Raw genomic sequence first — 22,890 nt, forward strand, 5'->3', positions numbered from 1 at the left:
GGGCGAAGCCGAATGTCGGTGCCTGGTGGGACGCTTCCTCGCGAGCGGAGACTCGGGCAGGCGTAACCTGCTTTCAAAGGAGACCTGGAGGTGCACGGTGGTGGGATTGGCCGAGTTTCCTCGCGACCTGGTGACGCTCGAAGAGTGGGATGCGCTCGATCTGGACGAGGCGCGTCGCTGGGAGCTCGTCGAGGGGGGCATCCTCATGACACCGCGGCCACGTCCGCTTCACCAGGTGGTCTCCAAGAATCTCACCCGACTGCTCGACGAACGCCGACCGGACTGGCTCGTCGTGCTGCAAGAGGTCGAGGTCACGGTCGAGGCACGCTTCCCGCCCACAGTGCGTGACCCAGACCTGGTTGTGGTGAACCGCGATGTAGTGGATCGCAATCCGGTGCGAGTAGACGCATCGGATGTCGTTTTGGTCGTCGAGATCGTGTCACCAGGTTCACGTCGCACGGACCGGGTGATGAAGGCCTACGAGTACGCGAAGGCCGGCATCGAGCACTATTGGATCGTCGATCTCGACGCCAACCGGGACGAGCGATTCCTCGCGCACCTGCTCCGTGAAGGGACGTATCGCCGGGTCGAGGCTCTCATCGGTGACCGGGTACAAACGAAAGAACCCCTGGCAGTGGACTTCACGCTCGGCGAGCTGACCCAGCCTTAAGAGCGAGGGTTTGCGACCCTCGCGTCAAAAACGCCCTGCTACGGCCGTCGCGCGCCGAGCCGGAACACCCGCCAGCCCGCCCGCTGCCAGCGGGCGGCGTCGAGGCAGTTGCGGCCGTCGACGATCACCTGGGCCCGCACCCGGTCGGCGAGGTCATCGGGGTCGAGGTCGATGAATTGCCGCCACTCGGTAAGCACCAGCACGGCATCGGCGCGCTCGCAGGCCTCTTCCACCGAAACCGCGTAGTTCAGTGTCGGGAACAGCCGTTGCGCGTTGTCGAGGGCCTTCGGGTCGTACACGTTGACCGCCGCGCCGTTGAGCTGCAGCTGGCCCGCGACGTTGAGGGCGGGCGAGTCGCGCACATCGTCGGACTCGGGTTTGAACGCGGCGCCCAGCACGGCGACGTTGGCGCCCAGCAGCGAACCGCCGCACGCGGCGGTGGCCAGTTCGACCATCCGGGTCCGTCGGCGCATGTTGATGCTGTCGACCTCACGCAGGAAGGTCAGCGCCTGGTCGGCGCCCAGCTCGCCGGCGCGGGCCATGAACGCGCGGATGTCCTTGGGCAGGCAGCCGCCGCCGAAACCCAAACCCGCGTTGAGGCATTGGCGTCCGATCCGTGGGTCGTATCCCAGCGCATCGGCCAGGACGCTGACGTCGGCGCCGGCGGCCTCGCATACCTCGGAGATGGCGTTGATGAACGAAATCTTGGTCGCCAGAAAGGCATTGGCGGATACCTTGACCAGCTCCGCGGTCTGCAAGTCGGTCACCAGGAACGGCACGCCCGCCTTCAGCAGCGGCCCGTAGAGCTCGCGAACGGCCGGCTCGGCGCGCGTCGAATCGTCTTGCACGCCAAGCACAATGCGATCCGGGCGCAGCGTGTCGCGCACCGCGAACCCCTCACGCAGGAACTCCGGATTCCAGGCGACTTCGACGTCGACCCCCGGGGGCGCCAGCCCCGCGGCCCGTCGGCTCAACTCGGCCGCAGTGCCCACCGGGACCGTCGACTTGCCGACGAGCACCGACGATCTGGTCAGCCGCGGCACCAACGTGTCGATGACGGCATGCACATGGCACAGGTCGGCGCCGTATTCGCCCTTCTTTTGCGGCGTGCCGACCCCGAGGAAGTGCACGTCGGCGAGTTCGGCGGCCAGATCGTAGTCGGTGGTGAAGCTCAGTCGCCCCGCAGTCAGGTTGTCCGTCAACAGCTTTCGCAGTCCGGGCTCGTAAAAGGGAATGTCGCCCCCGGCGAGCTTGGCGACCTTGCCCGGGTCGATATCGACCCCGATGACCTCGTGTCCCAACGCGGCCATCCCGACAGCGTGCGTGGCGCCCAGGTAGCCGGTTCCGAAAACGGTGCATCGCATACCACCGGTGTAGGTGGCCGCGATGAGCTAACCGCGTCGTCCCGCTGAGCGGCAGGCAAACGGGAGATGACAGGTGGCCGTGGGCGCGAATTAAAGCCCTGGGATACCCGGAATCCCGAACCCACCGCGACCGTGACCGCCACCGAAGCCGCCGTGACCACCGCCACCGGGGAAGCCGCCGCCGTGATCACCGCCGTCACCGTGACCACCGCCGAAGCCGCCTCCCGGCGGGCCGCCAATGCCTGGTATCGGCAGCGGAATCGGCACTGGAACGGGCGCCACCGGCGGAGGAGCGGGTGCCGGCGCGGCAGGAACGGGCGCCGGAGCCTCCGGAACGGGCACCGGGGCCGGGGCGGGCGCCACAACCGGCGGGGGAGCCGGGGCCGGCGGCACCGCGGCGGGAGCCGGGGCGTGGGGCGCCGGCGCCGCGGGGGCCGGAGCCGGGGCCGGCGCGGGCACTGCGGCCGGGGCGGGCGGGGGGGCTGCCGGAGCCGCGGGTGCCGGCTGGGCGGGAGCGACGACGTTCTGGCCCGGCACGGGCTTCACGCCGGCCGTCGGCCGGATGGCGATCGCGAGCGAAACGACCAGCGCCGCCACTCCCACGATGAAGATTCCCGCCAAAACGCTCCCCACCAGGCCGAACGACCTGCGCTCGCCGACATCGACGAAACCGCTCGCGGCGGTGTGCGGGCCGGTGAAGGGGTCGGCGAAGTCGTCGCCGACGGCGCTGTAGGCGAGGCCGTCGCCGGCCCCCGGTGTGGCCGGGAAGTCGAAGTACCCCGGAGCGACGGCGAACGGGTCGATGGCGCCGGTGCCGGGATCCTGCGCGTAAGCACGCGCCGCGGTGGACGACACGAACAGCGGCGCGCTCGCCGACGCCAGCGCCGCCCCGCGGGCCAGCGCCGTGTCCGGCTCCTCGGGCGCCGTCAGCGGCAGCGTGGTCGCCGCCTCCAGCGCCGGCTTGATCAGCGGGACGTCGATGCCGGAGCCGACGACGAACACCGCATCCGGGCGGGTCTCCAGCCCCTCGGCGGCGGAAACCATGGTGGCCAGCTGGGCCACCGCCGCGTCGTCGTCGTCCGGGAGGGGCTCGCGGTGCACGTCGGAGACCGACCCGTCGGCGCTGTCGACGACCGCCAGGGTGGCGGTGTCGGGCTCGATGTACAACAGCGCCGTGTGCGCGTAGTTGGTTTGGTTTCCGACGGCCTGGGCCAGCGCCGCCGCGGCCAGAAAGGCCGAGACCAACATCACGTTCTCGACCTTGTGGGCGGCAAGCTTGTCACGCAGCGCGGCGGCCTCGATGGGGTCGGTGAAGGTGACCCCGGTCGACGCCAGTTGATAGCCGCCCTCGGCGGCGCCCTCGCGGGTGCCCAGGATCGCCGACACCACTTGGTCGGCGGCGCTCACAGTTGCCGTGTCGTCGCCGGCGGAAACGTCGAAGTTGTCTTCGTCGACGGTGGCGCCGTCCCCGTTTTCGCCCTCGACCAGCACCATCCTGACTGCCGTCGGGGCCATCGACACGCCAAGTACGGTGTCCAAAGCTCCTCCATCGTCGCATTGCCAGCGATCACGCCCGGGGACGTCGTCGTCGCGCGCACGATTGGCGGCGGCACGCCGCGAACTCCCCCAGGGTTCCCCCAATTGGCCGATTTTACGCTTGTTCGAACCGTCGGGGCCTTGGGCGAGGCTACCCGTTACGGGCCCAGGATGCCCGGGCCCAGGTGGCGGTGCAGCCAGTCGTGGGCCTTGTCCCTGGGCCGCTCCGACTGATCCTGCTGCGGGGGTGCCGCGGTTTCCGGTGCCGAGACCGCCGAGGGCGGCGGGGGCGGCGCCTGCGGCGTCGGCGCGATGACGTTCTTGCTGATGTCCGGCCGCTGCTCCACGTGGGGCCGGACACTGAAGGCCAGGTCGAGCGCCACGGCAACCGCCCCGCCGACGAACATCACCGCCGCGATGGCTGCCGCCACCAACGGCTTGCGGGAGCGCCACCTGGCCCGAGCGGCGCGGGCCTCGCGCGCGGCGCCCGCGTCCGGCATCGCGACGGTGGACGGCGCTCCCAGCTGGGCATTCGCCGACGCCAGCGCCGCGCCGCGGGCCAGGGCCATCTCGGGCTCCTCGGGGGCGGTCAGCGAAAGCGATGTCGCGGCTTCCAGCGTCGGTTTGATCGACGGGAGGTCGACGCCGGAGCCGACGAGGAACACCCCGTCGGGGCGGGCTTTCATCGATTCGGCACCCGAAACCATCGCGGTCAGTTGTTCCAGCGCCGCGTCATCGTTCGGCGGCAGGGACCGCCGATGCGTGTCGACGATCGACCCGTCGGAGCTGTCGACGACGGCCAGCGTCGCGCTGGCCGGTTCGACGAACAGCAGCGCGGTGCGCGCGCAATTGGTGGCGCTGCCGACCGCCTGGGCCAGGGCCGCCGCGGCCATGAACGCCGAGACCAGCATGATGTTCTCAATCTTGCGTTCCGCCAACGCATCCCGGAGTGCCGCCGCCTCGGCCTGATCGGTCCAGGCAACTCCGCTGGAGAGCACGTGGTGCCCGCCTTCGACCGCGCTTTCCCGGGTTCCGACGATGGCGGCGACCGCCCGATCCACCGCGGCGTTGGCCTGCGGACGGCCGCTGACGTCGAAGTCGTCCTGATCGACTGTCACCCCGCCGGCGCCGGCGCCCTCGATGAGCACCATGCGGACCGTCTCCGCTGCCATGGATACACCAACTACGATGTCCACCGCTTTCTCCAAGCCCCCCAACTGGTTTGGCGTGTGGTCCCCACCACCCTAGCTCGGCGCGTCCGATTCACCGCACCTGACGCGCGAGGCTACCGGTGCCCAAAGCCGCCGAATCCGTGCCCGCCACCGAAGCCGTGCCCGCCCCCGAAGCCGTGCCCGCCGCCGAAGGGACCATGCCCACCGCCGAAAGGACCATGGCCCCCACCGAACGGCCCGGGGCCGAACGGACCATGCCCGCCACCGAAGGGGCCGCGGGGGCCGGGTCCACCGCCGAAGGGCCCGCGCGGCGCCGGGGGCCCGATAACGGGAACGCGCGGAACGGGAACGGGAACGAGTACCGGCGGCGGGATCGGCGGAGCTGCGGGAACCGGAGCCGCCGCCGGCGGAGCTATGGGATGGGGCACCGCCACCGGGGCGGGCGCCTGGATCTTCGGCTGCGCGGGAACGGAAGCCTGCGGTGGCGGCGGCGCGGGTTGCGTTGGGACGACGATGTTTTCGGCGGGACTGGGGCGCAACGCGACCGTCGGGCGGATGCTGATCGCCAGCGCAATCTCCAGCGCCACCACCGCACTGATGAATACCACCGCGAGCGCGCTGCCGACCAGTAGGAGAGACCGGCGCCGCTGCCCGGCCTCGTCCAGGCCGATGACGGTGCCGGCCTCGACATCCTCGTCCGGTATCGCGCTGTAGGCGACGTTGGGCTCGCCCGCCTTGGTATCGGCGGTGGACTCCGTAACGCCCCGGTATTCGGGCAGATACCCGGGCAGTAAACCGGGCGACTGTGCGGTCAGCGCCAGCGGGTCGACCTCGCCGGTGCCGGGATCCAGCGCGTAGGCCAGTGCGGCCGTGGACGACGCGAACAGCGGGGCGTTGGCCGATGCCAGCGCCGCGCCGCGAGCCAGGGCCGTCTCCGGCTCGTCGGGTACGGACAGCGCGAGCGAGGTTGCGGCCTCCAGCGCCGGCTTGATGAGCGGGATATCGACGCCAGACCCGACAACGACCACGCCATCCGGCCGCGTCTCCAGCGATTCGGCGCGGGAGACCATCTTGACGAGTTCGGCGACGGCCTCGTCTTCGTCGTCGGGAAGAACCCTGCGATGCACGTCGGAGACCGATCCGTCGGCGGTGTCGACCAAGGCCAAGGTGGCGGTGTACGGCTCCACGAAGAGCAGCGCCGTGTTCGCATAATTTGTGGCGTCGCCGACGGCCTGGGCCAGCGCGGCCGCGGCCATGAAGGCCGAGACCAGCATGACGTTCTCGATCTTGTGCGCGATCAGCGCGTCCCGGAGCAACGCCGCCTCGACGTGATTGGTCCACGTCACTCCGGTCGAGAGAAGTTGGTAACCGCCCTCCTCGGCGCCCTCGCGGGTACCCAGGATGGCCGAGACGACCTGGGTGGGCGCGGTGCGCGGCGAATCGTCGGCGACGTCGAAGTCGTCCTGGTCGACGGCGGCCCCGTCGGCGCTCTCACCCTCGACCAGCACCATGCGGACCTTCGTCGGCGCCATCGACACGCCGAGCACGACGCCCACCACCGCTTGAAGATCCCCCTTGGTCGTTTGCTGTGCTGCCCGCCCGCCCGCGGACATCACTCATTTCTGTGTATTAACCACGGATTTGTTGCCACAGCACCGCGAGGCCCTAGAATCCGGGATTAGCTGCGCTTTATGGAATTCTGACAAACGGGCGGCACGGCTTCTTGACCAGCCCGTATTTTCAGCCTACCCGCGCGGCCCCGGGGCAGTGAGCGCCCCTCGCCGTGGCTTTACTTGCGTCCGCCCCCGCCGAAGCCGCCGCCTAAGCCTCCGTGGCCGCCACCGAGCGGCCCGCTTCCACCGAACGGCCCGCCGCCGTGACCGCCCCCGCCGAAGGGTCCGCCGCCGTGCCCGCCCCCGCCGAAGGGTCCGGGACCAGCCGGGGCGCCGCCGCCCAAGGGACCTGCACCGCCGAAGGGACCTCCGCCGCCAAAGGGACCGCCGCCGCCAAAGGGACCGCCGCCGTGCCCGCCCCCGCCGAGGGGCCCGCCGCCCCCGAAGGGACCGGGGCCAACGCCGCCCGGACCGGTCGGCTTGGGCGATGGGCCCTGCACCGGGGGAATCTGGAGCGGCGGCGACTGCGGAACAGTGCCACCCACTTTCGGTGGCGTCGGAGGCTGCGGGACGCGCACCGGCGGCTGGTTCACCACCGGCGGCAACACCCGCGGTGGCGGCTGGACTAGCGGCGGCGACTGCGGAACAGTGCCACCCACTTTCGGTGGCGTCGGAGGCTGCGGGACGCGCACCGGCGGCTGGACCAGCGGCGGCGGCTGGTTCACCACCGGGGGCGAGACCCGCGGCGGGAACTGGATCACCGGCGGCGACAGCCGCGGCGGGAACTCGATCACCGGCGGCCTGACGATCGGATCCGGAGCCGCCACGTGGATCGGTGGCGGGGGAACCACCAGCGGAGGAACCACGACGGGCACCGGCACCACCGGAGCCGCGGGAGCCGGGGCCGCGGGAGGCGGAGGAGGTGGGGCCGCGGGCGGGGGCGCCGCCAACTGCGGCTTCAACGGCATGGGCGCCGCCACGGGTGCCGGCTCGCTGATCGTCGGCTTGGGCGCGGTCGCCTCCACGGGCGGGGGCGCGGGGGCCTGCTGTGTCGGGACGATGAGGCTTTGATTGGGACTGGGCTGCAAAGCGACCGTCGTGCGAATGCCGATCGCCAGCGCAATCTCCAGCGCCACCACCGCGCTGATGGCGACCACGGCCATCCCGCTGCCGACCAGCAGCACCGGCCGGCGCCGGGGCTGGTTCTCCAGGTCGGCGAGGCCGGACGTGTCGATGACGACGGTCGGGACATCGGCGTCCTCGTCCGGGACAGCGCTGTAGGCCACGTCGTCGTCACCGCCGGAAAGCCCTGAGGCGCTGAGGTACTCGGGCAGCGCGTCGGCGCCGACGGCGCCGGTGCCGGGGTCCTGGGCGTAGGCGAGCGCAGCGGTCGACGAGGCGAACGTCGGCGCGTTCGCCGCCGCCAGCGCCGCCCCGCGAGCCAGCGCCGTGCCCGGCTCCTCCGGTGCGTTCACCGCAAGAGAGGTCGCCCATTCCAGCGCCGGCTTGATCGGGGCGATGTCGACGCCCGAGCCGACCAGGAACAGACCGTTCGGCCCCCATTCGAGTTGGTCCAGGCCGGAGATCATCCGGCTCAGTTGCGCGGTCGCCTCGTCATAGGACTCCGCGAAGATCTGTTCCCGGTAGAGATCGACGATGGAACCGTCGGAGGTCTCAACAACAGCAAGCGTCGCGGCCCCGGGCTCGACGAACAGCACGCCCGTGCGCTCGTAACCCATTGCCCCACCGACGAATTGGCCCAGCGCCGTCGCGGCGAGAAACGTCGAGACCAGCATCACGTTCTCGAGCCTGTGGGCGGCAAGTGCGTCGCGCAGGGCCGCAGCTTCGGCTTGATCCGTCCACGTCACCCCGATCGACGACAGCTTGAGGCCGGCATCGGCGGCGCCCTCGCGGGTGCCCAGGATGGCGGCGATCACGCGATCGGTCGCGCTGATGGTGGGCGGGTCGCCGGCGGCAGTGACGTCGAACTCGTCCTCTTCCACCGTGGCGCCGTCGGCGTTCTCACCTTCCAGAAGAACCATCTGAATCGATGCCGGTGCCATCGACACGCCGAGCACGATATCCAAGACAACCCCTCCAAAGGTATTGCCGGCCAAGCCATGGTCGGGGCGGAGGAAAAACCACGACAGGCTAAGTATCTCGCAGAACGGCGGTGAGGGAACCCCGCCGAAGCTATGTAGATCGTATGAAGTTCTGATAGGACCGCGACGGCGTCGGCCCCCGCTGGCCCTGGTACTTCGAGCCGACGCGCGAACTGCCGTAAGGATGTTCGGCCGGACTGGTCAACCGCAGGATGCACAGCTGCCCGATCTTCATGCCCGGCCACAGGGTGATGGGCAGGTTGGCGACGTTGGACAGCTCGAGAGTGATGTGACCGCTGAAGCCGGGATCGATGAAGCCGGCCGTCGAGTGCGTCAGCAACCCCAGCCGGCCCAGCGACGATTTGCCCTCCAGCCGGCCCGCGAGGTCGTCGGGCAGAGTGAACAGCTCCAGCGTCGACCCGAGCACGAACTCGCCCGGGTGCAACACGAACGGTTCTCCCTCGATGGGTTGCACCAGGCTGGTCAGCTCGTCCTGCTGCTTGGCGGGGTCGATGTGGGTGTAGCGGGTGTTGTTGAACACCCGGAACATGCAGTCGAGGCGGACATCGATGCTGGACGGCTGCACGAGGGCGTCGTCGAACGGATCGATGCCGACCCGGCCGGCGGTGATTTCGGCCCTGAGGTCGCGATCGGAGAGCAGCACCCGACGAGCGTATCCGTTGCCCAGGGACCGGCCGTCCCGGCTTCAGTCGGCGAGGTACATCTCCCTGCCGGTGGGGTATCCACCGCCGGTGGTCGTGACGTGGACGTGGTCGTAGTGGCCGACCCTGGACGACTGCGCACCGTTGGGCGTGTAGTAGACGCCGCGCCAGATCGCGTCCTGTATCCCGAACCGCGCCGCGTTCTGCATGACATACGCGACGATCGCGTTTCCCAGCGCGATGCCCTGCGCGGAGCCGGGATCGGGAATCATCACGTCGAGCGCCAGACCGAGGGGATGCCAGGGCAGCGGATCCGGTCGGACGCCGCCGATTTCGTGGATCTGGGGGAACGTCGCGCTGATGCTGCGCGCCGTCAAGATCGTCCGGACCTGGAGGCCCTGCTCCGGCGCGACCCCGGCCTCCAAGAATCGGGATCGCGTGTGGTACCTCGACGCCGCCAACTGACCGTCGACGAAACCGGCGGCCCCACGGGTCGTATTCGATGGGGCCGCCACAATTTCTATGCAACACGGCGCGACGTCGGCGATAACGGGCTTGGCGTGGTCGACGGTGGGTAATGGTCGGACATCGCCCCCCGTCGCGAAGAACACCGCGGCGGGCGCGAGCACCGCAGCCAGCACCACCGACGGATTCCGTCGCTTCCTGGCTAATTCGTGCCGACCCATCCAGAGCACATTACGGGCCAATCACGAAATAATAAATATCGCGTATCTAAGAATCGGCGGACGGCTCTCATAACCACCGGCGGGGATTCGGATCGGTCGCGACGTTCGATCTGGGCGTCGGCCTTCGTGCACAAGATCGGTGGGCGACGCCCGGAGCGCCCGACGAGCGCTTGCGGCGGATGCTAGCCTTTCGGGGCGAAAGCGCCGATGTAGTTCAATGGCAGAACATCAGCTTCCCAAGCTGAATACGCGGGTTCGATTCCCGTCATCGGCTCCACTCTGAGCAGCACGCCTCGGCCGCGGCCGCTCATCGTCGACTATGCGTCGTCGAGGAGGGCGCGGGCCACGACATCGAGCAGTGCGGCCCGGGCCCGTCGGTCGCTCCACCCTCGGTCGACCGTGAGCGAGCGGTACGGCCCGGTGCCATGACCAAGCGCCCACCACAGATCCACCGCATCCTCGATTGAAACCCGCAGCGGCTTCGTTTCCGCGAGCAGCTGCACGAGCCCCCGAAGGTCGCTGCGCCGGCGGCGTTCTATTTCGTCCTGAAGCTCGGCGATCTCCGGATCGGATGCGGCCACCGAGCGCACGATCTCGTCGATCGGCGCAACGCGGCGAAGAACGTCACGAGTGGCGTTGGTGATCAGCTCGAGCCGGCGCCGCTGGTTGGGCTCGGCCTTAACCCGCGCAAGCCAGTCCCCGGTTCGCCACGCGTCGGTGCTGGGCGCCCCGGCGGACGCGCGTTCGACCACCGCACGCAAGACGTCTCGCTTGGTGCCGAAGACGGCGTACACGGTTTCCGGCGACACGTCGGCGCGGGCGGCGATCTGCGCGATCGTGGTTGCCGCATAGCCGTTCTCGATGAATGCAGCCGTTGCCGCGTCGATGATCGCCGCGCGCGTCGCTTCACGCTGGCGGGTGCGTGCCGATGACCGGTATTGCCGTCGAGGCTTGACTTCCTCAGCCATTTCGATACAGTACTACTGTATTCATTCCATAATTGCTGGAATCAAGGGCGTGCATCATGGCATTCCACCACGTAGCGATCGCGACGAGCAACCTCGACGCGGCACACGGGTTCTACACAGACGCAATGGGCTTCCGACTGGTCCATGTCGAAGCGGGCGACGCGCCCGAGGGCGACGCCTGGTTCCGGCACGTCTTCTACGACACCGGCGACGGGTCGCTGCTCGCCCTGTTCGAGCTGCACGGCGATCGCTACGTCGGCATGGATCTCGCCATCTCGCGCGGCCTCGGCCTGCCGAACTGGGTGAACCACATCGCATTTGGCGTCGACGACCTGGCCAGCCTCGATGCGGCGCAGGACCGTTGGCTGGCACACGGCCTGGACATGATGCGCATCGACCACGGCATGACGATCTCGATCTACACCCACGACCCCGACGGCAACTTCATCGAGCGCAGCTGCTGGGTGCATCAACCCGACGCGGCCAGCGCGCAGCACGCGGAATCGCTGTTGCGCGACCCGAACCCGCCCCGAACGAGTCCTCGCAAGATCGAATTCTTCACTGCGCGAGGCGAACCGGTGCCGTCGGCCTAGCACCGTCAGGCGAGACGCCGTCGTCTCATCCGCCCGACGGAGGTCGCCGCATGATGGTGCCGAAGATCGGCGGTCCGTAGCCCTTTTCGTTGGGCTTGTCCCGCTGGGCCTTACGTGCTCCCGGTGGCATCGGCGGGACAAACATCGGGACCAGTGGAGCGCCCTCGGCTGTTGTTGCCATCATCGGTGCCTCTTGGGCAGCCAGCTGGATCGGGGAGGTGACCGCCGAAGGCGGGACCACAAGGTTGCCGACGTACATTCCCCGGCCCAGAGAAGCGGTGACAGAAGCTTGCACAGCGCTGGTGGTGGCGGCGGGTGGGGCAAAGAAATTGGGAGCCCCTCCCACGGCCTCGGGACCGGTGATGTTGTACGCGATAGCGAGGTTGCGAGGAGTAGGAGCCAAGACATCCGGGTATTGGCCGGGCATGTAATCGTGGCCACTCATGAACAAGGCTGCAAACGACTGCGGGTTGAAGACACCGCTGGCGATCACTTGGAACAGATCGGCGTTGACGGTCTGAACGAACGGATCGGCGAAGAAGCTGGTGGCTGATGCCGCCGGATCGGCTGCTGCCAACCCACCCACTGCGGCCTGTTGAGTCACGGGGGCGGTCGGAGTGGTCATCGGGGATGGGGCGGTAAACGTCGGCATCGCCATGGTTTGCAGGCTGGTGGCGTGATAGCCCAGCATGGCGGTGGCGTTGTCTTCCCACATCTGCACGTACTGGGCCTCGGTGGCGGCGATGGCGGGGAAGTTGATTCCGAAAGCGTTTGTCGCGATCAGATGAGCCAGTTGCGCGCGGTTGGCGGCGACCACGCTGGGGTGCACCACCGCCGCCTGGGTGGCGGCGAACGAGCTGGCCATGGTGTCGGCCGCCATCGACATCTGTGCGGCCTGCCCCGCGGTGGTGTTCAGCCAGGCGACGTAGGGCAGGGTGGACAGGGTCATCGCCGTCGCCGACGGTCCCTCCCAGGAGATGCCCGCGACGGTGGAGGCGTAGGCAGCGGCGGTCTGTCCCAGCTCGATCGCCAGCTGGCGCCAGGCGTTGGCAGCCGTGAGCAGCGACCCGGGCCCCGGCCCTGAATGAATCAGCGCCGAAGTGATCTCGGGAGGAGCCCAGAAGTCCACGCCTACCCCGTCAACGCTCGGAGTCGACGGTCTCGACGCCAGGCATGCGGGCCCGCGCGGCCTGGCATTTGCCCGACGAGCGATTCTCGCGCACCACTGTTTGTCCCTTCGGTGACTTTCCTGTTCGGCGACGTGGCCCGATTCGCCGATTGAGAGCGTATGCGGCCACGCCGTTGCTCACATTGGGAATCGTGGAACATTCACGCGGCGTTAGCCCAGCAGCATATCCGCGCCGGCGATGCCCCTGTCAGCCCCTCTCGCCGTTACAGAGTCGCCGACTCACGGTGGGGCACGGACTTTCGGACCCAGAGGTTCCGACAAACCTGGCCCAACTGCCCATAATCGGGGCTCGACTGGCACTCGCCCTCGTATCTGTGCTCGGGATCATCGCGCGAAGCTGCGTCGATGCAAGCCTGGTGGGCAGCGGGATCGGTGATGCCGACACAGGGATCGTCGGCGTGCGCTTGTGCCGGTGGAATACAGAGGGACGCCAGTGCTATGGCTGCCGCCGCCAATACGCCCGCTAGTGTCCTGTTCACGGCTCCTCCTTCCTGAGCTCCTCAATGGCCGCCGTTTTGTCGCCACTTGAGATTCAGTGTCGCACTTTGTGATGAGGTCATACGAGTTTCTACAAGGGGCCTTATATTTGCATTCGGCTTCGGGCCGAAGTAGCCGCACCCGGCTCCCGCAGCCCAGCGCGCCGGCGGCGCAGCGATCCCGAACTCCTCGTCGGGCCCGCCGTAGCCGAATCGTGACAAAGGCTTGATCAATTGCTAACGCGCCCTTGCGCTTCCACTGCTCAGGGCACCCCTACCATCACTATTGCAACTCTGTCAGTTAGAAGGAATTGGAGCCATGCGGGCGGTAGTTCGGTGTGTCGTTGCCGTCGTCGGGGTCGCGGCGAGCGTCGCCGCGGGGCCACCCGGCGTCAGCATGGCGTCGGCGAGCCAGCCGCAACGTACGATCGCCTCGGTTCTTCCCACGCGCGGCGAGGTCGTCGGCGTCGCGCACCCCGTGGTGGTGACGTTCCGTGCGCCCGTCGCCGACCGGCACGCGGCCGAGCGCGCCATCGCGATCAAATCCTCGCCCGCCATGACCGGCAAGTTCGAATGGCTCGACAACAAGGTTGTGCAGTGGGTTCCCGACCGATTCTGGCCGGCGCACAGCACGGTCGCGCTCTCGGTGGGCGGCCTGTCCACGGAGATGAAGACGGGTCCTGCGGTCGTCGGTGTGGCCAGCATCGCGGACCACACGTTCACCGTGACCGTCGACGGGGTCGAGGCGGGACCGCCGCCTTCGCTGCCGGCGCCGCATCACCGACCCCACTTCGGAGAACCGGGGGTGATGCCGGCCTCGATGGGTAGGCCCGAATACGAGACCCCCGTCGGCACCTACACCGTCTTGTCCAAAGAGCGCTCGGTCGTTATGGATTCGAGCAGCGTCGGCATCCCCGTCGACGACCCCGACGGCTACCGGCTACCGGTGGACTATGCCGTCCGCATCACCAACCGCGGCCTGTTCGTGCATTCGGCTCCGTGGGCGGTCAACTCCCTCGGGCTCGAGAATGTCAGCCACGGGTGCATCAGCCTGAGCCCCGAGGACGCCGAGTGGTACTACAACACGGTCAACATCGGCGACCCTGTCATTGTGCAGGAGAACAGCGTCGAAACTCCTCGCGTAGTGCCGCGTTAGCGAGCCTTTAGCATCCGTAACGCTGTATCGAAAACCGTTGTTGGGTAGCCCTTTCCGGGGCGCACCCGCAAATGAATGGGCCCGCCGGGGCAAACCGGCGGGCCCATTCAACGGGAAGAGATCGGCCTCAGTGCGCGGGACCGGGCGGAAGCGGCTGACCGGACACGGGCCCGCCACTCGGCGCCGGACCGGTCGGCGCATCCTTGACCCCGGACATGTCGATGATCGGGGCGGCCGGCAGACCCTCGATCGGCGCACCCGCGGCCACCGGACCGCCGAGCGCGATCAGCGGAGCGCCGGCCGGCACCACCGGCGCGACGGGCAGCGGGGCACCGACGGGAGCACCCAGGGGAAGCGGCCCGGGCACGGCCAGCGGGACGCCCGCCGGCACCGGCGCAACCACGGGAGCACCGACGGGCCCCGGCACAACGAGCGGAACACCCGACATGTTGGTGAGTGGAGCGCACACTTCGGCTGGTCCGCCGGCCGCCGGCCCGGCCGCCAGCACCGGTCCGCCCGCGCCAGCCGCTCCGCCCGCCGGTCCCCCGACGGCTGCCGGCACGTCGCCCGCCTGCTGCACGTTGCACGCATGACCGCCGGTTATCAGCGGGGCGGCCAACGCGTCCGGGCTCAACGCTATCGCGGCTCCGCACAACCCAGCGCCGGCAACTACTTTGATGTTGAACCGCTCCGCCATCAGCGTCGACTCCTTCATACACGCTCAGATATTTCCGCAAATCAAGTCGTTTTCCGACGACCGGGTCAATTGTCGGCAGCCCACGTGGAACGCGAGCCGCGCCGCACCGCGCCGTTTCCAAATGGTGACGTCACGAGGCTGTCACGACTCGGGTCAACTTCCGGTCCATGCTCGACGCCGTCACCGCACAATGTGCGGGTGGTCGTTTTCACGTCGTCCGGCGCCCGCGGCTATCACGACAGGTGGCTGGAAAACGCGGAACGTCGGGGCGTGCCCGCCGAAGTCCTCGCGGAGATCGCCGAGCAACACGGCATCACCGCGGAGAGCTTCACGATCCTCGGGCGATTCACCGAGATCAACGATCCGGACGGCAAGTCCTTCTTCCTGATCGAGCGCGGCGCCAGCGGGGACGACGCGCGCAACGCGGCGCTGATGACCTACATCCTCAACGCGGGCACCGACTACGGCGAGGCGGGCAAGCAGCCCACGGACTTCCCCGAGACGCCCTACTCCGCCGCCGAGGTGCGGCGGATCATCAACCGGCAGAAGGCAAACCGCTGGAGTTACGACCAGGACGTGGGTCTCGTCAACCGCACCGGCGCGCGCCTCGTCACCACGCCCAACGGCATGCTCATGGGCCTGGGCGGCAACCGGATCCAGAGGTGTTTCACCCGCGAGGGCGGCACCGACTGGGGCGACATCTTCATGGTCAACGTCGACGACTCCGTCGGCGCCGACCATCGGCTGCGCCAGATCGTCGAGTCGGGGCACGCCTGGTACACCGACCGCAATGGCGGACCCTTCGAGAGCGCCCTCGCGCTGGACCGGGTGCTGCACCACGAGGAGCTGCACTCCCAGCAGTGGGCCGCCAAGGGCCACGCCGGCATGATCACGTCCTACCTCTGGGAAGTCTTGCGGGACAAGGCCTTTGGCAAAACGAACAGGCTCGAGGAGGAGGCCGGCCTGTCCGACGGCGGCTATCGATGATCCAGGGCGTCGATGCCGTGGTAGAGCACCAGCAATCCGATCACCACGAGGACCGCCGCCATCAGCGCGGCAGTGTTCCTATCCATCCAGTCTTTGAGCCGTGCCAGCGCGTCGTCGAGCCGGTGCCCGGCGACCGCGTAGGCCAGTATCGGGGCGGCCACCGTCGACGCGGCTACGGCCAGGAAGATCACCCCGGCGATCCAGACACCCGCGATTTCCAGTCCGCTGCCGCCGATTGCCAGGCCGGCCGGGACGCAAATCAGCAGCACGTCGGGTCGTATCACCACCAGCGCGGCCCCGGTTATCGCCGCGCGCCTTGGGGTGATGGTGGCGAACGACCGCATCCAGGCCGGCGACTCGGTGTGCCGACGCCGGGTTAGCCACTGGTAGATGCCGTACAGGATGAGGGCCGACCCCAGGACCACGCGCAGCCACGACGCCCATCTCGGCGGCGCCTTGTCCAGGCCGCCGAGCAGGCCGGACGCCCCGACGGACAGCGCCGTTACCGCGGCCAGGGCCAGCACCCAGCCGCCGAGGAAGGCGAGGCCGCTGGGCCTCGGCCTCGGCGCCTGCAACACCAGCACCGCCGGGATCACCGTGATCGGTGAGAGCGCAACGACCAGCCCCAGCCCGATGAGCCCGCTGAGAACGGTTCCCCAACTTTCCGCCATGGGCAGCAATCTATCGTGCGGCGCTGCTACAGACCGCGAATTCCGTTGTGGAGGACCATCAAACCGATCACGACCAGAATGACCGCCATCATCGCGCCGTGGTTTTCTTCCATCCAGACCTTAAGCCGTTCCAGCGGTCCGTCGAGACGGTGGCCGAGCTCCAGGTAGGCGAACACCGGCAGCGCGACCGTCGACGCGGACACGCCGACGAAAAGCGCGGCGCATATCACCCCGTTGACGACGCCCAGGCCGCCGGTGCCGACGGCCACTCCGGCGGCCAGGCACATGATCAGCACCTCGGGCCTGATTGCCACCAGCACGGCCCCGGTGACCCCCGCCCGCACGGGGGTCAGTTTGGCAAACGAACGCATCCAGGCCGGGGACGTGGTGTGGCGATCCCGGGTCCGCCAGCTGTAGACGCCGAACACGATCAGCGCCAGCCCCAGCACCACGCGCAGCCAGGACGCCCACGTGGGCGGCGCCTGGTGAAAGCCGCCGAGCAGGCCGGAGGCCCCGACGAACACGGTGGTGAGCGCGACCAGCCCAAGGACCCAGCCACCGAGGAAGGCAAGGCCCGACGGCCGCGGCCGGGGCGCGTGCAGAACGAGCACCGCGGGAATGACCGTGATCGGCGAGAGCGCGATGACCAGCCCGAGCGGAATGAGCTTGGCCAGCACCGAACCCCAGTCGTCCGCCATGGGCAGCAATCATCGCATTGGCGTGAGGCGCAAGCACGTTCGGCGGTGGTGTCTAACCCTTCCGCCGCAGCGTCCAGGCCGGCACCCAGTGCGTCACCGTTTTCTGCTTCGACCCGTACGCGATCGGGTAGGTCACCAGCCCCCACCAGTCGCCCTGCTCGCAGAGCCCCCAGCAGGTCAGCCGGCCCTCCACGACCTTGTGCAGTTGCAGGCCGTTGGGCTGATAGCGGCCCGAGCGATGCGGCTCGCGCGGGAACAGCACGGTCAGGTCGACCAGCACCGCGAGCGGCGGACGCACCACCCGAAACGGGCTGCGGACCGGCTGGCCGTTGTACCCGATCGACGCGAGCTGCCCCATTGATCGATCATACGTTCGAATGAGTCGGTTGCGGAGGGCGTCGTCTGCTTCTGGCAACATGGCGGTGTGCTCAGCGAGTCACGGCCCAACCGTGGTGCGCTCGACCCGCTGATCGTTGGAATGCTGGCCGCCTCAGTCAGTCTGGCCGGCGCCGGCCGTCCGTCCTTCTGGTACGACGAGGCCGCGACGATCTCGGCCTCCTACAGTCGGTCCCTGGCTCAGCTGTGGCGGATGCTGGGCAACGTCGACGCCGTGCACGGGCTGTATTACCTGCTCATGCACGGCTGGTTCCACATCTTCCCGCCGACCGAGTTCTGGTCCCGCGCGCCGAGCGGTCTGGCGGTCGGGGGCGCCGCGGCCGGCCTGGTGGTGTTGGGTAAGCAGTTCTCGTCGCGCACCGTCGCCGTGGCAGCGGGTGTCTTCTGCGGGATCCTGCCCCGCTCGACGTGGGCGGGTATCGAAGCGCGCCCGTATGCCCTGTCGATGCTGGCGGCGGTGTGGCTGACCGTGCTGCTCGTCGTCGCCGCGCGCCGCGACAACGCCTGGGTCTGGCTGGGTTACGGGATCGCCCTGGCGGCCTCGATCCTGCTCGAGATGTACCTCGTGCTGTTGTTGTTGGCGCACATCGTTTTTGTGTGCGCGTTGCGCCGCGGTCGAGCCGTGCTTGTCCACTTCGCCGTCGCCTCGGGACTGGCCGTGTGTGCGCTTGTGCCGTTCTTCCTAAAGGTCGTCGGCCAGGTTCAACAGATCAAATGGATCGCCCCGATCGGGCACCGGACCATCGAGGACGTGACGATCCAGCAGTACTTCGAACGAAGCCCACCGTTCGCGGTGTTGTCGGCGTTGGCGGTGGCAGCGGCAATTGTCTTGTGGCTCAATGGATCCGCGAAGCTGACGGAGCCGTCTCGGCAACTGCTCAGCCTGGCGGTCGCCTGGCTGGTGATACCGACGACCCTGATCGTGATCTGGTCGGCGGCGGTGCACCCGATCTACACGCCGCGTTATCTGTCCTTCACCGCGCCGGCCATGGCGCTGGCGCTGGGCGTCTGCGTCGGCGCGTTGGCGGTCAGGCCGTGGGTGGCGACTGGGATCCTGGTTCTGTTCGCCCTTGCCGCGGCACCGAATTATGTTCGGGCGCAACGCAACCCATATGCGAAATACGGCATGGACTACAGTCAGGTGGCGGACCTGATCACCGCGAAGGCCGCGCCGGGCGATTGCCTGCTGGTCAACGACACGGTGACGTTCATGCCCGCCCCGATGCGCCCGCTGCTGGCGGCGCGCCCCGACGCCTACCGGAAGCTGGTCGACCTCACCCTGTGGCAACGGGCGACCGACCGCAACGAGGTCTTCGACACCAACCTCATACCCGAAGTGGTCGGGGCGCCGCTGAGTCACTGCGCGGTGGTGTGGATCATCACCCAGGCCGACGGATCGCAGCCGGCCCACGAGCGTGGCGCGGCGCTCGCGCCCGGCCCCCACTACGGCGCCACGCCGGCCTTCGCGGTGCCGCGCGACCTGGGTTTCCGGCTGGTCGAACGCTGGCAGTTCAACCTGGTTCAGGTGCTCAAGGCCGAGCGCTGACCGGCTACCAGATGCGGATGTAGTCGATCAGCATGGACGCCGGGAAGGTGCCCGCGGCCGGATCGCCGGCGCCGACACCGCCGACGGCAAGCGTGAACATGGGAGTCATCCAATAGCCCGGGTTGTTGAACGGCCACCGCTTGTCCTCCGGCGGGCCGCCGTAGACGTGGATGGGCTTCGGCGGAACGGTGAAGTACGGTGCGCCCCCGTCGCGCGAGAATTGGAATCCGTCTTCGCCCCAATGCATTCGCCAGGTGTGCCAGGCGCCGTCGACCAGACCGGGAATGGACTTGCCCTCCCAGGTTTTTCCGTTGGAAGCCGCGTGGACCGTGGTGCCCGGGGCCCACTGGCCGTTGCCGTACCACTCGAAGACGTCGACCTCGCCGTCGGGCATGGGGTCCTCGTTGACGCCCCAGAAGGCGGCCCACAGGCCGGGGAACAAGCAGTCCAGCTTGATCCGCGCTTCCCAGGTCTGGTTGATCATGCTGCGGAAGTTGCCGCGCAGTTTCCCGCTGTAGTAGGTGCCCATTTCCTGGGTGGCGCGCAGCACGAGATTGGAATTGCCGTCCTGGAAGACGTTTCGGCGGTCGTCGCGGTAGATCCCCTCGACCGGCGGGAACACGTCGTCCTGCCAGGTCTGCACCGTCCACTTGCCCGGGTCCGGGCCCGAGCCCGCCGGGCCGTCGAACTCGTCGGCGAAAATGTAGGGCCCGCCCGCGGCCGGCGCCGGCGCCTCCGGTGCCGACGGCGCGGCCCAGGCCTCCGGCATGCACATAGCAGCCCCCAGCATGCCGAGCCCTGTCGTCAACAACATGCTGCGACGATCCATCTACAACCACCAATCGTTCAAAGTCGGACCTCTGACTCGGGATGCCCCTCGGCAACTTTCGCAAACGGTGTTATGAAACCACGCACCGGGGTCCCGCGCATCCCGCTTCATGCGGTTTTCAAAGGACGGGCGCCATGACTAAGCGGACGCCGGTTCGCTGAGCTTGACCAGCATCTTGCCGATGTTGGCCCCGGTGAATAGGCCGTTGAGGGCGTCGACGCAGGATTCGATGCCCTCAAACACGGTCTGGCGGTGCCTGATTCGGCCCTCGTGCTCCCACTGACGCAGCGCGGCGAAGGCCTCGTCGAAGCGCCCCCAGTCGTCCAACGCGTTGAATCCCTGCATCAGCGCGGTCTTGGACAGGAGGTTGACATAGTTGGCCGGGCCGGGATGCTCGCCGCTCAGGTAGCTGGAGATCACGCCGCAGAGCACCACCCGCGCCTTGGTGGCCAGCCGGCCCAGCACCGCGTCGAGGATCGGCCCGCCGACGTTGTCGAAGTAGACGTTGACGCGGCGGGGGCAGTGCTCCTTGAGCGCGGCCGTCAGGTCGTCGTTCTTGTAGTCGATGCACGCGTCGAATCCGAAGTCCTCGACCACCGCCCGGCACTTTTCCGGGCCGCCGGCGATGCCTACGACGCGGGCGCCGGCAATCTTGGCGATCTGCCCGGCCACCGACCCGGTGGCGCCCGCGGCCGCCGAGACCACCACGGTCTCCCCCGGCTGGGGCCGGCCGATGTCCATCATCCCGATGTAGGCGGTGGCCCCCGTCGGGCCGTACACCGACATGACGGCCAGCTGGTCGACCGCGGCCCCGCCGGGGATGGGTGTGCTGAACACGTCGTCGCGGACGAGCACGTACTCCTGGAAGCCCGTCAGCGTGGTGACGACATCGCCGACGGCATAGGCGGGGCAGCGCGATTCCACGACTTCGCCGATGCCGGCCGCGCGGATGACCTCGCCCAGCTGCACGGGCGGAAGGTAGCCCGGCTGGTCGTTCAGCCAGGTCCGCACCGCGGCGTCGAGCCCGACGTAGGTGGTCCGGAGCAGGGCCTCGCCCTCGCCGGGCTCGGGCGCCGGTGTCGTCACCAGTTCGGTGTCCTCCGGCTGGACCAACCCGGTGGGGCGACGACGCAACACGATCTGGCGGTTCGGCAAGTCGGGCACGATGCCGAAACTACCGAACGTGCCGAAAATCCCCGAACGAATGGCATTCTCATGCCATGAACCCACACGAAGACCCGGAAGAGCGGATCCGCGAACTCGAGCGGCCGCTGGCCGACGCGGCGCGCACGTCGGAAGTGGGAGACCCACAACCCGGCGGCCAGGCCTACGCGCCCGGCCCCCCGGTCCCTCCGCCACCGGGCCAGTGGACCTACGGCGGCGGCCCGTTTTCCGGTCCCCCGCCCAAACCGCCGTCGGGCAACCGCGTGTGGTGGATCCTGGGCACCGTCATCGTGATCGGCATGCTGGCCCTCGCCGGCGGCATCGCCGCCTTCGCCGCACACCAGCTTTCGGGGGTCCGGTCGATCATCACGTCGCCGCCGACCATCTCCGTACCGTTCACCTCGCCGTCGAACAACCCGACCAAGTCGCCGCCGTCGACGAGCAGGACCCGAACCTCGGCACCATCGACGTCCGCCGCCCCGCCGGCGGGTGGCCAGCTCAACATCTCCGGCATCAACGAGAACCGGACGATCGCCTGCAACGACAGCATCGTCAGCGTCAGCGGGGTTTCCAACACAGTCGTGATCACCGGCCACTGCGCGAGCCTCACCGTGTCCGGCGTCCAAAACTCGATCACCGTCGACGCCGTCGACACCATCGACGCATCCGGCTTCAACAACAAGGTGACCTACCATGCGGGCACACCGAAGATCAGCAATGCCGGCGATGCCAACGTCGTCGAGCAGGGCTGACCGCACGCCAAATGCGTGCTGCCCCAGTGTGATTACTGCGCCGGTTCTTCCGAATCGTCGTCGAGCACGCTGACCGCGATGCCGTACGGCAGGAAACGCACCTTGCGCTTCGGGTCCACGTTGTCCTTGTTGGCGCGCAACGCGTCGAGTTCGGTGGCGTAGACCTGTTCGACGCGAGCACCGCCGTCTTCGTCCACGGTGTAGATGGCCCAGACGCCGTCACCGGCCTCGCCGGTGGTTTCCGGCCCGGACCGGGGCCGCCGCGACAGGTCCTCGAAGACTGCCGACCACCCCGCCCGTCCGCCGGGAGCGGCCACAAAATTGCCGATCCGCTCGAACAGCTCGCGCAGTCCCTCGCTGCCCTCCCTGATCACGCGGTCGAAGTCGTCGGGATCGAACCCGAACGCACCGTGCTCGCCCACGGGACCTCCTGTTTGGTCGTCGGAGTTATTGCCCAGTGTGCGCCTCGTCGCCGCCGTCTGCCACGGACGGTCCGCGCGGGCCTACGGCGGCGGGGCGGGCGGCGGCGGCGGGTTGATCGGAATGGGCACCGTGACGAACGGCAGATGCAGGTACATCGTCAGCGGCGGCCGGGCCGGCTGGTACTGCGGGGGCGGTGCCGGCGGCGGCGTGTATTGCGGGGGCGGCGGCGTGTACTGCGGGGGCGCTGCGTACTGCGGCTGCGGCGACGGCACGGCGGCCGGTGCCTGCGACGCGGGGGCCGGCGCGGCCTCCGGCGCCCGCTGCCTCGGTGTGCGACGGGGCGGTGGCGTGTTCACCACGGTCTGCGGCGCCGGCTGCACCGGCGGCGGGGCCGGGGCGGCCACCTCGGGCGCGGGCGGCCTGACCCCGGACATGCTGATCAACAACGCGGGACTGTCGACCCTGGGGCTGGTCGGGAAATCCGTTCCGGAGGAAGAGGTGAACCTCGTCGAGGTCGACGTGGCGGCGGTGGTGGACCTG

General features: G+C 68.7%; 23 protein-coding genes, 1 tRNA gene and 1 pseudogene. 8 read left to right on the plus strand and 17 right to left on the minus strand.

Translation table 11 applies throughout. The features are described from left to right. Window positions 1-100 precede the first annotated feature (100 nt). Window positions 101-670: a Uma2 family endonuclease gene (locus tag OQ968_RS24125; protein WP_324682110.1), complete on the plus strand. Its 570-nt coding sequence runs from the start codon at window positions 101-103 to the stop codon at window positions 668-670. A gap of 38 nt (window positions 671-708) precedes the next feature. On the opposite strand, the gene OQ968_RS24130 is transcribed toward OQ968_RS24125, so the two are convergent. From OQ968_RS24130 to OQ968_RS24160, 7 genes are all read right to left on the minus strand, one after another. Further along, complete coding sequence (locus OQ968_RS24130) at window positions 709-2,034, minus strand: UDP-glucose/GDP-mannose dehydrogenase family protein (RefSeq protein ID WP_324682112.1); 1,326 nt, start codon at window positions 2,032-2,034, stop codon at window positions 709-711. A 90-nt stretch (window positions 2,035-2,124) separates the two neighbouring features. Continuing rightward, entirely contained in the window at window positions 2,125-3,573 is a 1,449-nt protein-coding gene (locus tag OQ968_RS24135) for a DUF7159 family protein (RefSeq protein WP_420715999.1), read from the minus strand. 155 nt (window positions 3,574-3,728) lie between these two features. Next, window positions 3,729-4,742: a DUF7159 family protein gene (locus OQ968_RS24140; RefSeq protein WP_420716000.1), complete on the minus strand. Its 1,014-nt coding sequence runs from the start codon at window positions 4,740-4,742 to the stop codon at window positions 3,729-3,731. A 113-nt stretch (window positions 4,743-4,855) separates the two neighbouring features. Further along, a complete protein-coding gene (locus OQ968_RS24145; RefSeq protein ID WP_324682144.1) occupies window positions 4,856-6,301 on the minus strand; it encodes a DUF7159 family protein in 1,446 nt (481 codons plus the stop codon). Between the two features lie 230 nt (window positions 6,302-6,531). Beyond that, complete coding sequence (locus OQ968_RS24150) at window positions 6,532-8,418, minus strand: DUF7159 family protein (protein WP_324682146.1); 1,887 nt, start codon at window positions 8,416-8,418, stop codon at window positions 6,532-6,534. A 130-nt stretch (window positions 8,419-8,548) separates the two neighbouring features. Further along, window positions 8,549-9,121, minus strand: a complete 573-nt coding sequence (gene dcd, locus OQ968_RS24155; RefSeq protein WP_324682116.1) for a dCTP deaminase — start codon at window positions 9,119-9,121, stop codon at window positions 8,549-8,551. Window positions 9,122-9,163: 42 nt separating this feature from the next. After that, window positions 9,164-9,805 carry a hypothetical protein gene (locus OQ968_RS24160; RefSeq protein ID WP_324682118.1) on the minus strand — a complete coding sequence of 214 codons (642 nt, stop codon included), beginning with the start codon at window positions 9,803-9,805 and terminating at the stop codon, window positions 9,164-9,166. A gap of 203 nt (window positions 9,806-10,008) precedes the next feature. Here OQ968_RS24160 and OQ968_RS24165 point away from each other — a divergent pair. After that, window positions 10,009-10,082 (plus strand) — tRNA-Gly (locus OQ968_RS24165). 40 nt (window positions 10,083-10,122) lie between these two features. On the opposite strand, the gene OQ968_RS24170 is transcribed toward OQ968_RS24165, so the two are convergent. Then, window positions 10,123-10,773: a TetR/AcrR family transcriptional regulator gene (locus OQ968_RS24170; protein WP_324682120.1), complete on the minus strand. Its 651-nt coding sequence runs from the start codon at window positions 10,771-10,773 to the stop codon at window positions 10,123-10,125. Window positions 10,774-10,829: 56 nt separating this feature from the next. On the opposite strand from OQ968_RS24170, the gene OQ968_RS24175 reads away from it, so the two are divergent. Further along, on the plus strand, window positions 10,830-11,366 hold the full coding sequence (locus OQ968_RS24175) for a VOC family protein (protein ID WP_324682121.1): 537 nt from the start codon (window positions 10,830-10,832) through the stop codon (window positions 11,364-11,366). A 25-nt stretch (window positions 11,367-11,391) separates the two neighbouring features. Here the strand turns inward: OQ968_RS24175 and OQ968_RS24180 are convergent, their stop codons facing one another. Continuing rightward, entirely contained in the window at window positions 11,392-12,495 is a 1,104-nt protein-coding gene (locus OQ968_RS24180) for a PPE family protein (RefSeq protein WP_324682122.1), read from the minus strand. An 855-nt stretch (window positions 12,496-13,350) separates the two neighbouring features. On the opposite strand from OQ968_RS24180, the gene OQ968_RS24185 reads away from it, so the two are divergent. Further along, on the plus strand, window positions 13,351-14,187 hold the full coding sequence (locus OQ968_RS24185; RefSeq protein ID WP_324682123.1) for a L,D-transpeptidase: 837 nt from the start codon (window positions 13,351-13,353) through the stop codon (window positions 14,185-14,187). Window positions 14,188-14,314: 127 nt separating this feature from the next. Here the strand turns inward: OQ968_RS24185 and OQ968_RS24190 are convergent, their stop codons facing one another. Continuing rightward, window positions 14,315-14,902, minus strand: a complete 588-nt coding sequence (locus tag OQ968_RS24190) for a hypothetical protein (protein WP_324682125.1) — start codon at window positions 14,900-14,902, stop codon at window positions 14,315-14,317. Window positions 14,903-15,082: 180 nt separating this feature from the next. Between OQ968_RS24190 and OQ968_RS24195 the strand changes: the two genes are divergently transcribed. Beyond that, window positions 15,083-15,871: a hypothetical protein gene (locus tag OQ968_RS24195; RefSeq protein ID WP_324682127.1), complete on the plus strand. Its 789-nt coding sequence runs from the start codon at window positions 15,083-15,085 to the stop codon at window positions 15,869-15,871. Here OQ968_RS24195 and OQ968_RS24200 read toward each other — a convergent pair. The 3 genes from OQ968_RS24200 to OQ968_RS24210 are packed head-to-tail and all read right to left on the minus strand — an operon-like array spanning window position 15,862 to window position 17,598. Continuing rightward, window positions 15,862-16,542, minus strand: coding sequence for a GAP family protein (locus OQ968_RS24200; protein ID WP_324682128.1), 681 nt, complete (start codon window positions 16,540-16,542; stop codon window positions 15,862-15,864). The two genes, OQ968_RS24195 and OQ968_RS24200, sit on opposite strands and share 10 nt — an antisense overlap. A gap of 26 nt (window positions 16,543-16,568) precedes the next feature. Next, complete coding sequence (locus tag OQ968_RS24205) at window positions 16,569-17,240, minus strand: GAP family protein (RefSeq protein ID WP_324682130.1); 672 nt, start codon at window positions 17,238-17,240, stop codon at window positions 16,569-16,571. Between the two features lie 52 nt (window positions 17,241-17,292). Then, a complete protein-coding gene (locus OQ968_RS24210) occupies window positions 17,293-17,598 on the minus strand; it encodes a hypothetical protein (protein WP_324682131.1) in 306 nt (101 codons plus the stop codon). A 120-nt stretch (window positions 17,599-17,718) separates the two neighbouring features. Here OQ968_RS24210 and OQ968_RS24215 point away from each other — a divergent pair, with 120 nt between their 5' ends. Then, window positions 17,719-19,182, plus strand: a complete 1,464-nt coding sequence (locus OQ968_RS24215) for a glycosyltransferase family 39 protein (RefSeq protein ID WP_324682147.1) — start codon at window positions 17,719-17,721, stop codon at window positions 19,180-19,182. A 4-nt stretch (window positions 19,183-19,186) separates the two neighbouring features. On the opposite strand, the gene OQ968_RS24220 is transcribed toward OQ968_RS24215, so the two are convergent. Then, window positions 19,187-20,011 (minus strand): glycoside hydrolase family 16 protein, encoded by an 825-nt coding sequence (locus tag OQ968_RS24220; protein WP_324682133.1) that lies wholly within the window; start codon window positions 20,009-20,011, stop codon window positions 19,187-19,189. Window positions 20,012-20,149: 138 nt separating this feature from the next. Then, window positions 20,150-21,175: an NADP-dependent oxidoreductase gene (locus OQ968_RS24225; protein WP_324682135.1), complete on the minus strand. Its 1,026-nt coding sequence runs from the start codon at window positions 21,173-21,175 to the stop codon at window positions 20,150-20,152. A gap of 56 nt (window positions 21,176-21,231) precedes the next feature. On the opposite strand from OQ968_RS24225, the gene OQ968_RS24230 reads away from it, so the two are divergent. Continuing rightward, a complete protein-coding gene (locus OQ968_RS24230; protein WP_324682137.1) occupies window positions 21,232-21,927 on the plus strand; it encodes a DUF3060 domain-containing protein in 696 nt (231 codons plus the stop codon). A 32-nt stretch (window positions 21,928-21,959) separates the two neighbouring features. Here OQ968_RS24230 and OQ968_RS24235 read toward each other — a convergent pair whose 3' ends face one another. Both OQ968_RS24235 and OQ968_RS24240 read right to left on the minus strand, forming a co-directional pair. After that, on the minus strand, window positions 21,960-22,349 hold the full coding sequence (locus OQ968_RS24235) for a hypothetical protein (RefSeq protein ID WP_324682138.1): 390 nt from the start codon (window positions 22,347-22,349) through the stop codon (window positions 21,960-21,962). Window positions 22,350-22,430: 81 nt separating this feature from the next. Then, a complete protein-coding gene (locus tag OQ968_RS24240; protein WP_324682139.1) occupies window positions 22,431-22,706 on the minus strand; it encodes a hypothetical protein in 276 nt (91 codons plus the stop codon). On the opposite strand from OQ968_RS24240, the pseudogene OQ968_RS24245 reads away from it, so the two are divergent. Beyond that, a pseudogene (locus OQ968_RS24245) lies at window positions 22,699-22,890 on the plus strand (hypothetical protein); the annotation flags it as partial. The gene OQ968_RS24240 and the pseudogene OQ968_RS24245 sit on opposite strands and share 8 nt — an antisense overlap.

The organism is Mycobacterium sp. 663a-19, assembly GCF_035616495.1.
GTDB lineage: Bacteria > Actinomycetota > Actinomycetes > Mycobacteriales > Mycobacteriaceae > Mycobacterium.

Excerpts from the sequence above, each read along its gene's own strand:
- OQ968_RS24130 (WP_324682112.1), bottom strand. The coding sequence starts at position 2,034 with ATGCGATGCACCGTTTTCGGAACCGGCTACCTGGGCGCCACGCACGCT.
- OQ968_RS24140 (WP_420716000.1), bottom strand. The coding sequence starts at position 4,742 with ATGGCAGCGGAGACGGTCCGCATGGTGCTCATCGAGGGCGCCGGCGCC.
- OQ968_RS24150 (WP_324682146.1), bottom strand. The coding sequence starts at position 8,418 with ATGGCACCGGCATCGATTCAGATGGTTCTTCTGGAAGGTGAGAACGCC.
- OQ968_RS24160 (WP_324682118.1), bottom strand. The coding sequence starts at position 9,805 with ATGGGTCGGCACGAATTAGCCAGGAAGCGACGGAATCCGTCGGTGGTG.
- OQ968_RS24170 (WP_324682120.1), bottom strand. The coding sequence starts at position 10,773 with ATGGCTGAGGAAGTCAAGCCTCGACGGCAATACCGGTCATCGGCACGC.
- OQ968_RS24175 (WP_324682121.1), top strand. The coding sequence starts at position 10,830 with ATGGCATTCCACCACGTAGCGATCGCGACGAGCAACCTCGACGCGGCA.
- OQ968_RS24185 (WP_324682123.1), top strand. The coding sequence starts at position 13,351 with ATGCGGGCGGTAGTTCGGTGTGTCGTTGCCGTCGTCGGGGTCGCGGCG.
- OQ968_RS24190 (WP_324682125.1), bottom strand. The coding sequence starts at position 14,902 with ATGAAGGAGTCGACGCTGATGGCGGAGCGGTTCAACATCAAAGTAGTT.
- OQ968_RS24200 (WP_324682128.1), bottom strand. The coding sequence starts at position 16,542 with ATGGCGGAAAGTTGGGGAACCGTTCTCAGCGGGCTCATCGGGCTGGGG.
- OQ968_RS24205 (WP_324682130.1), bottom strand. The coding sequence starts at position 17,240 with ATGGCGGACGACTGGGGTTCGGTGCTGGCCAAGCTCATTCCGCTCGGG.
- OQ968_RS24210 (WP_324682131.1), bottom strand. The coding sequence starts at position 17,598 with ATGGGGCAGCTCGCGTCGATCGGGTACAACGGCCAGCCGGTCCGCAGC.
- OQ968_RS24215 (WP_324682147.1), top strand. The coding sequence starts at position 17,719 with ATGCTGGCCGCCTCAGTCAGTCTGGCCGGCGCCGGCCGTCCGTCCTTC.
- OQ968_RS24220 (WP_324682133.1), bottom strand. The coding sequence starts at position 20,011 with ATGGATCGTCGCAGCATGTTGTTGACGACAGGGCTCGGCATGCTGGGG.
- OQ968_RS24230 (WP_324682137.1), top strand. The coding sequence starts at position 21,232 with ATGAACCCACACGAAGACCCGGAAGAGCGGATCCGCGAACTCGAGCGG.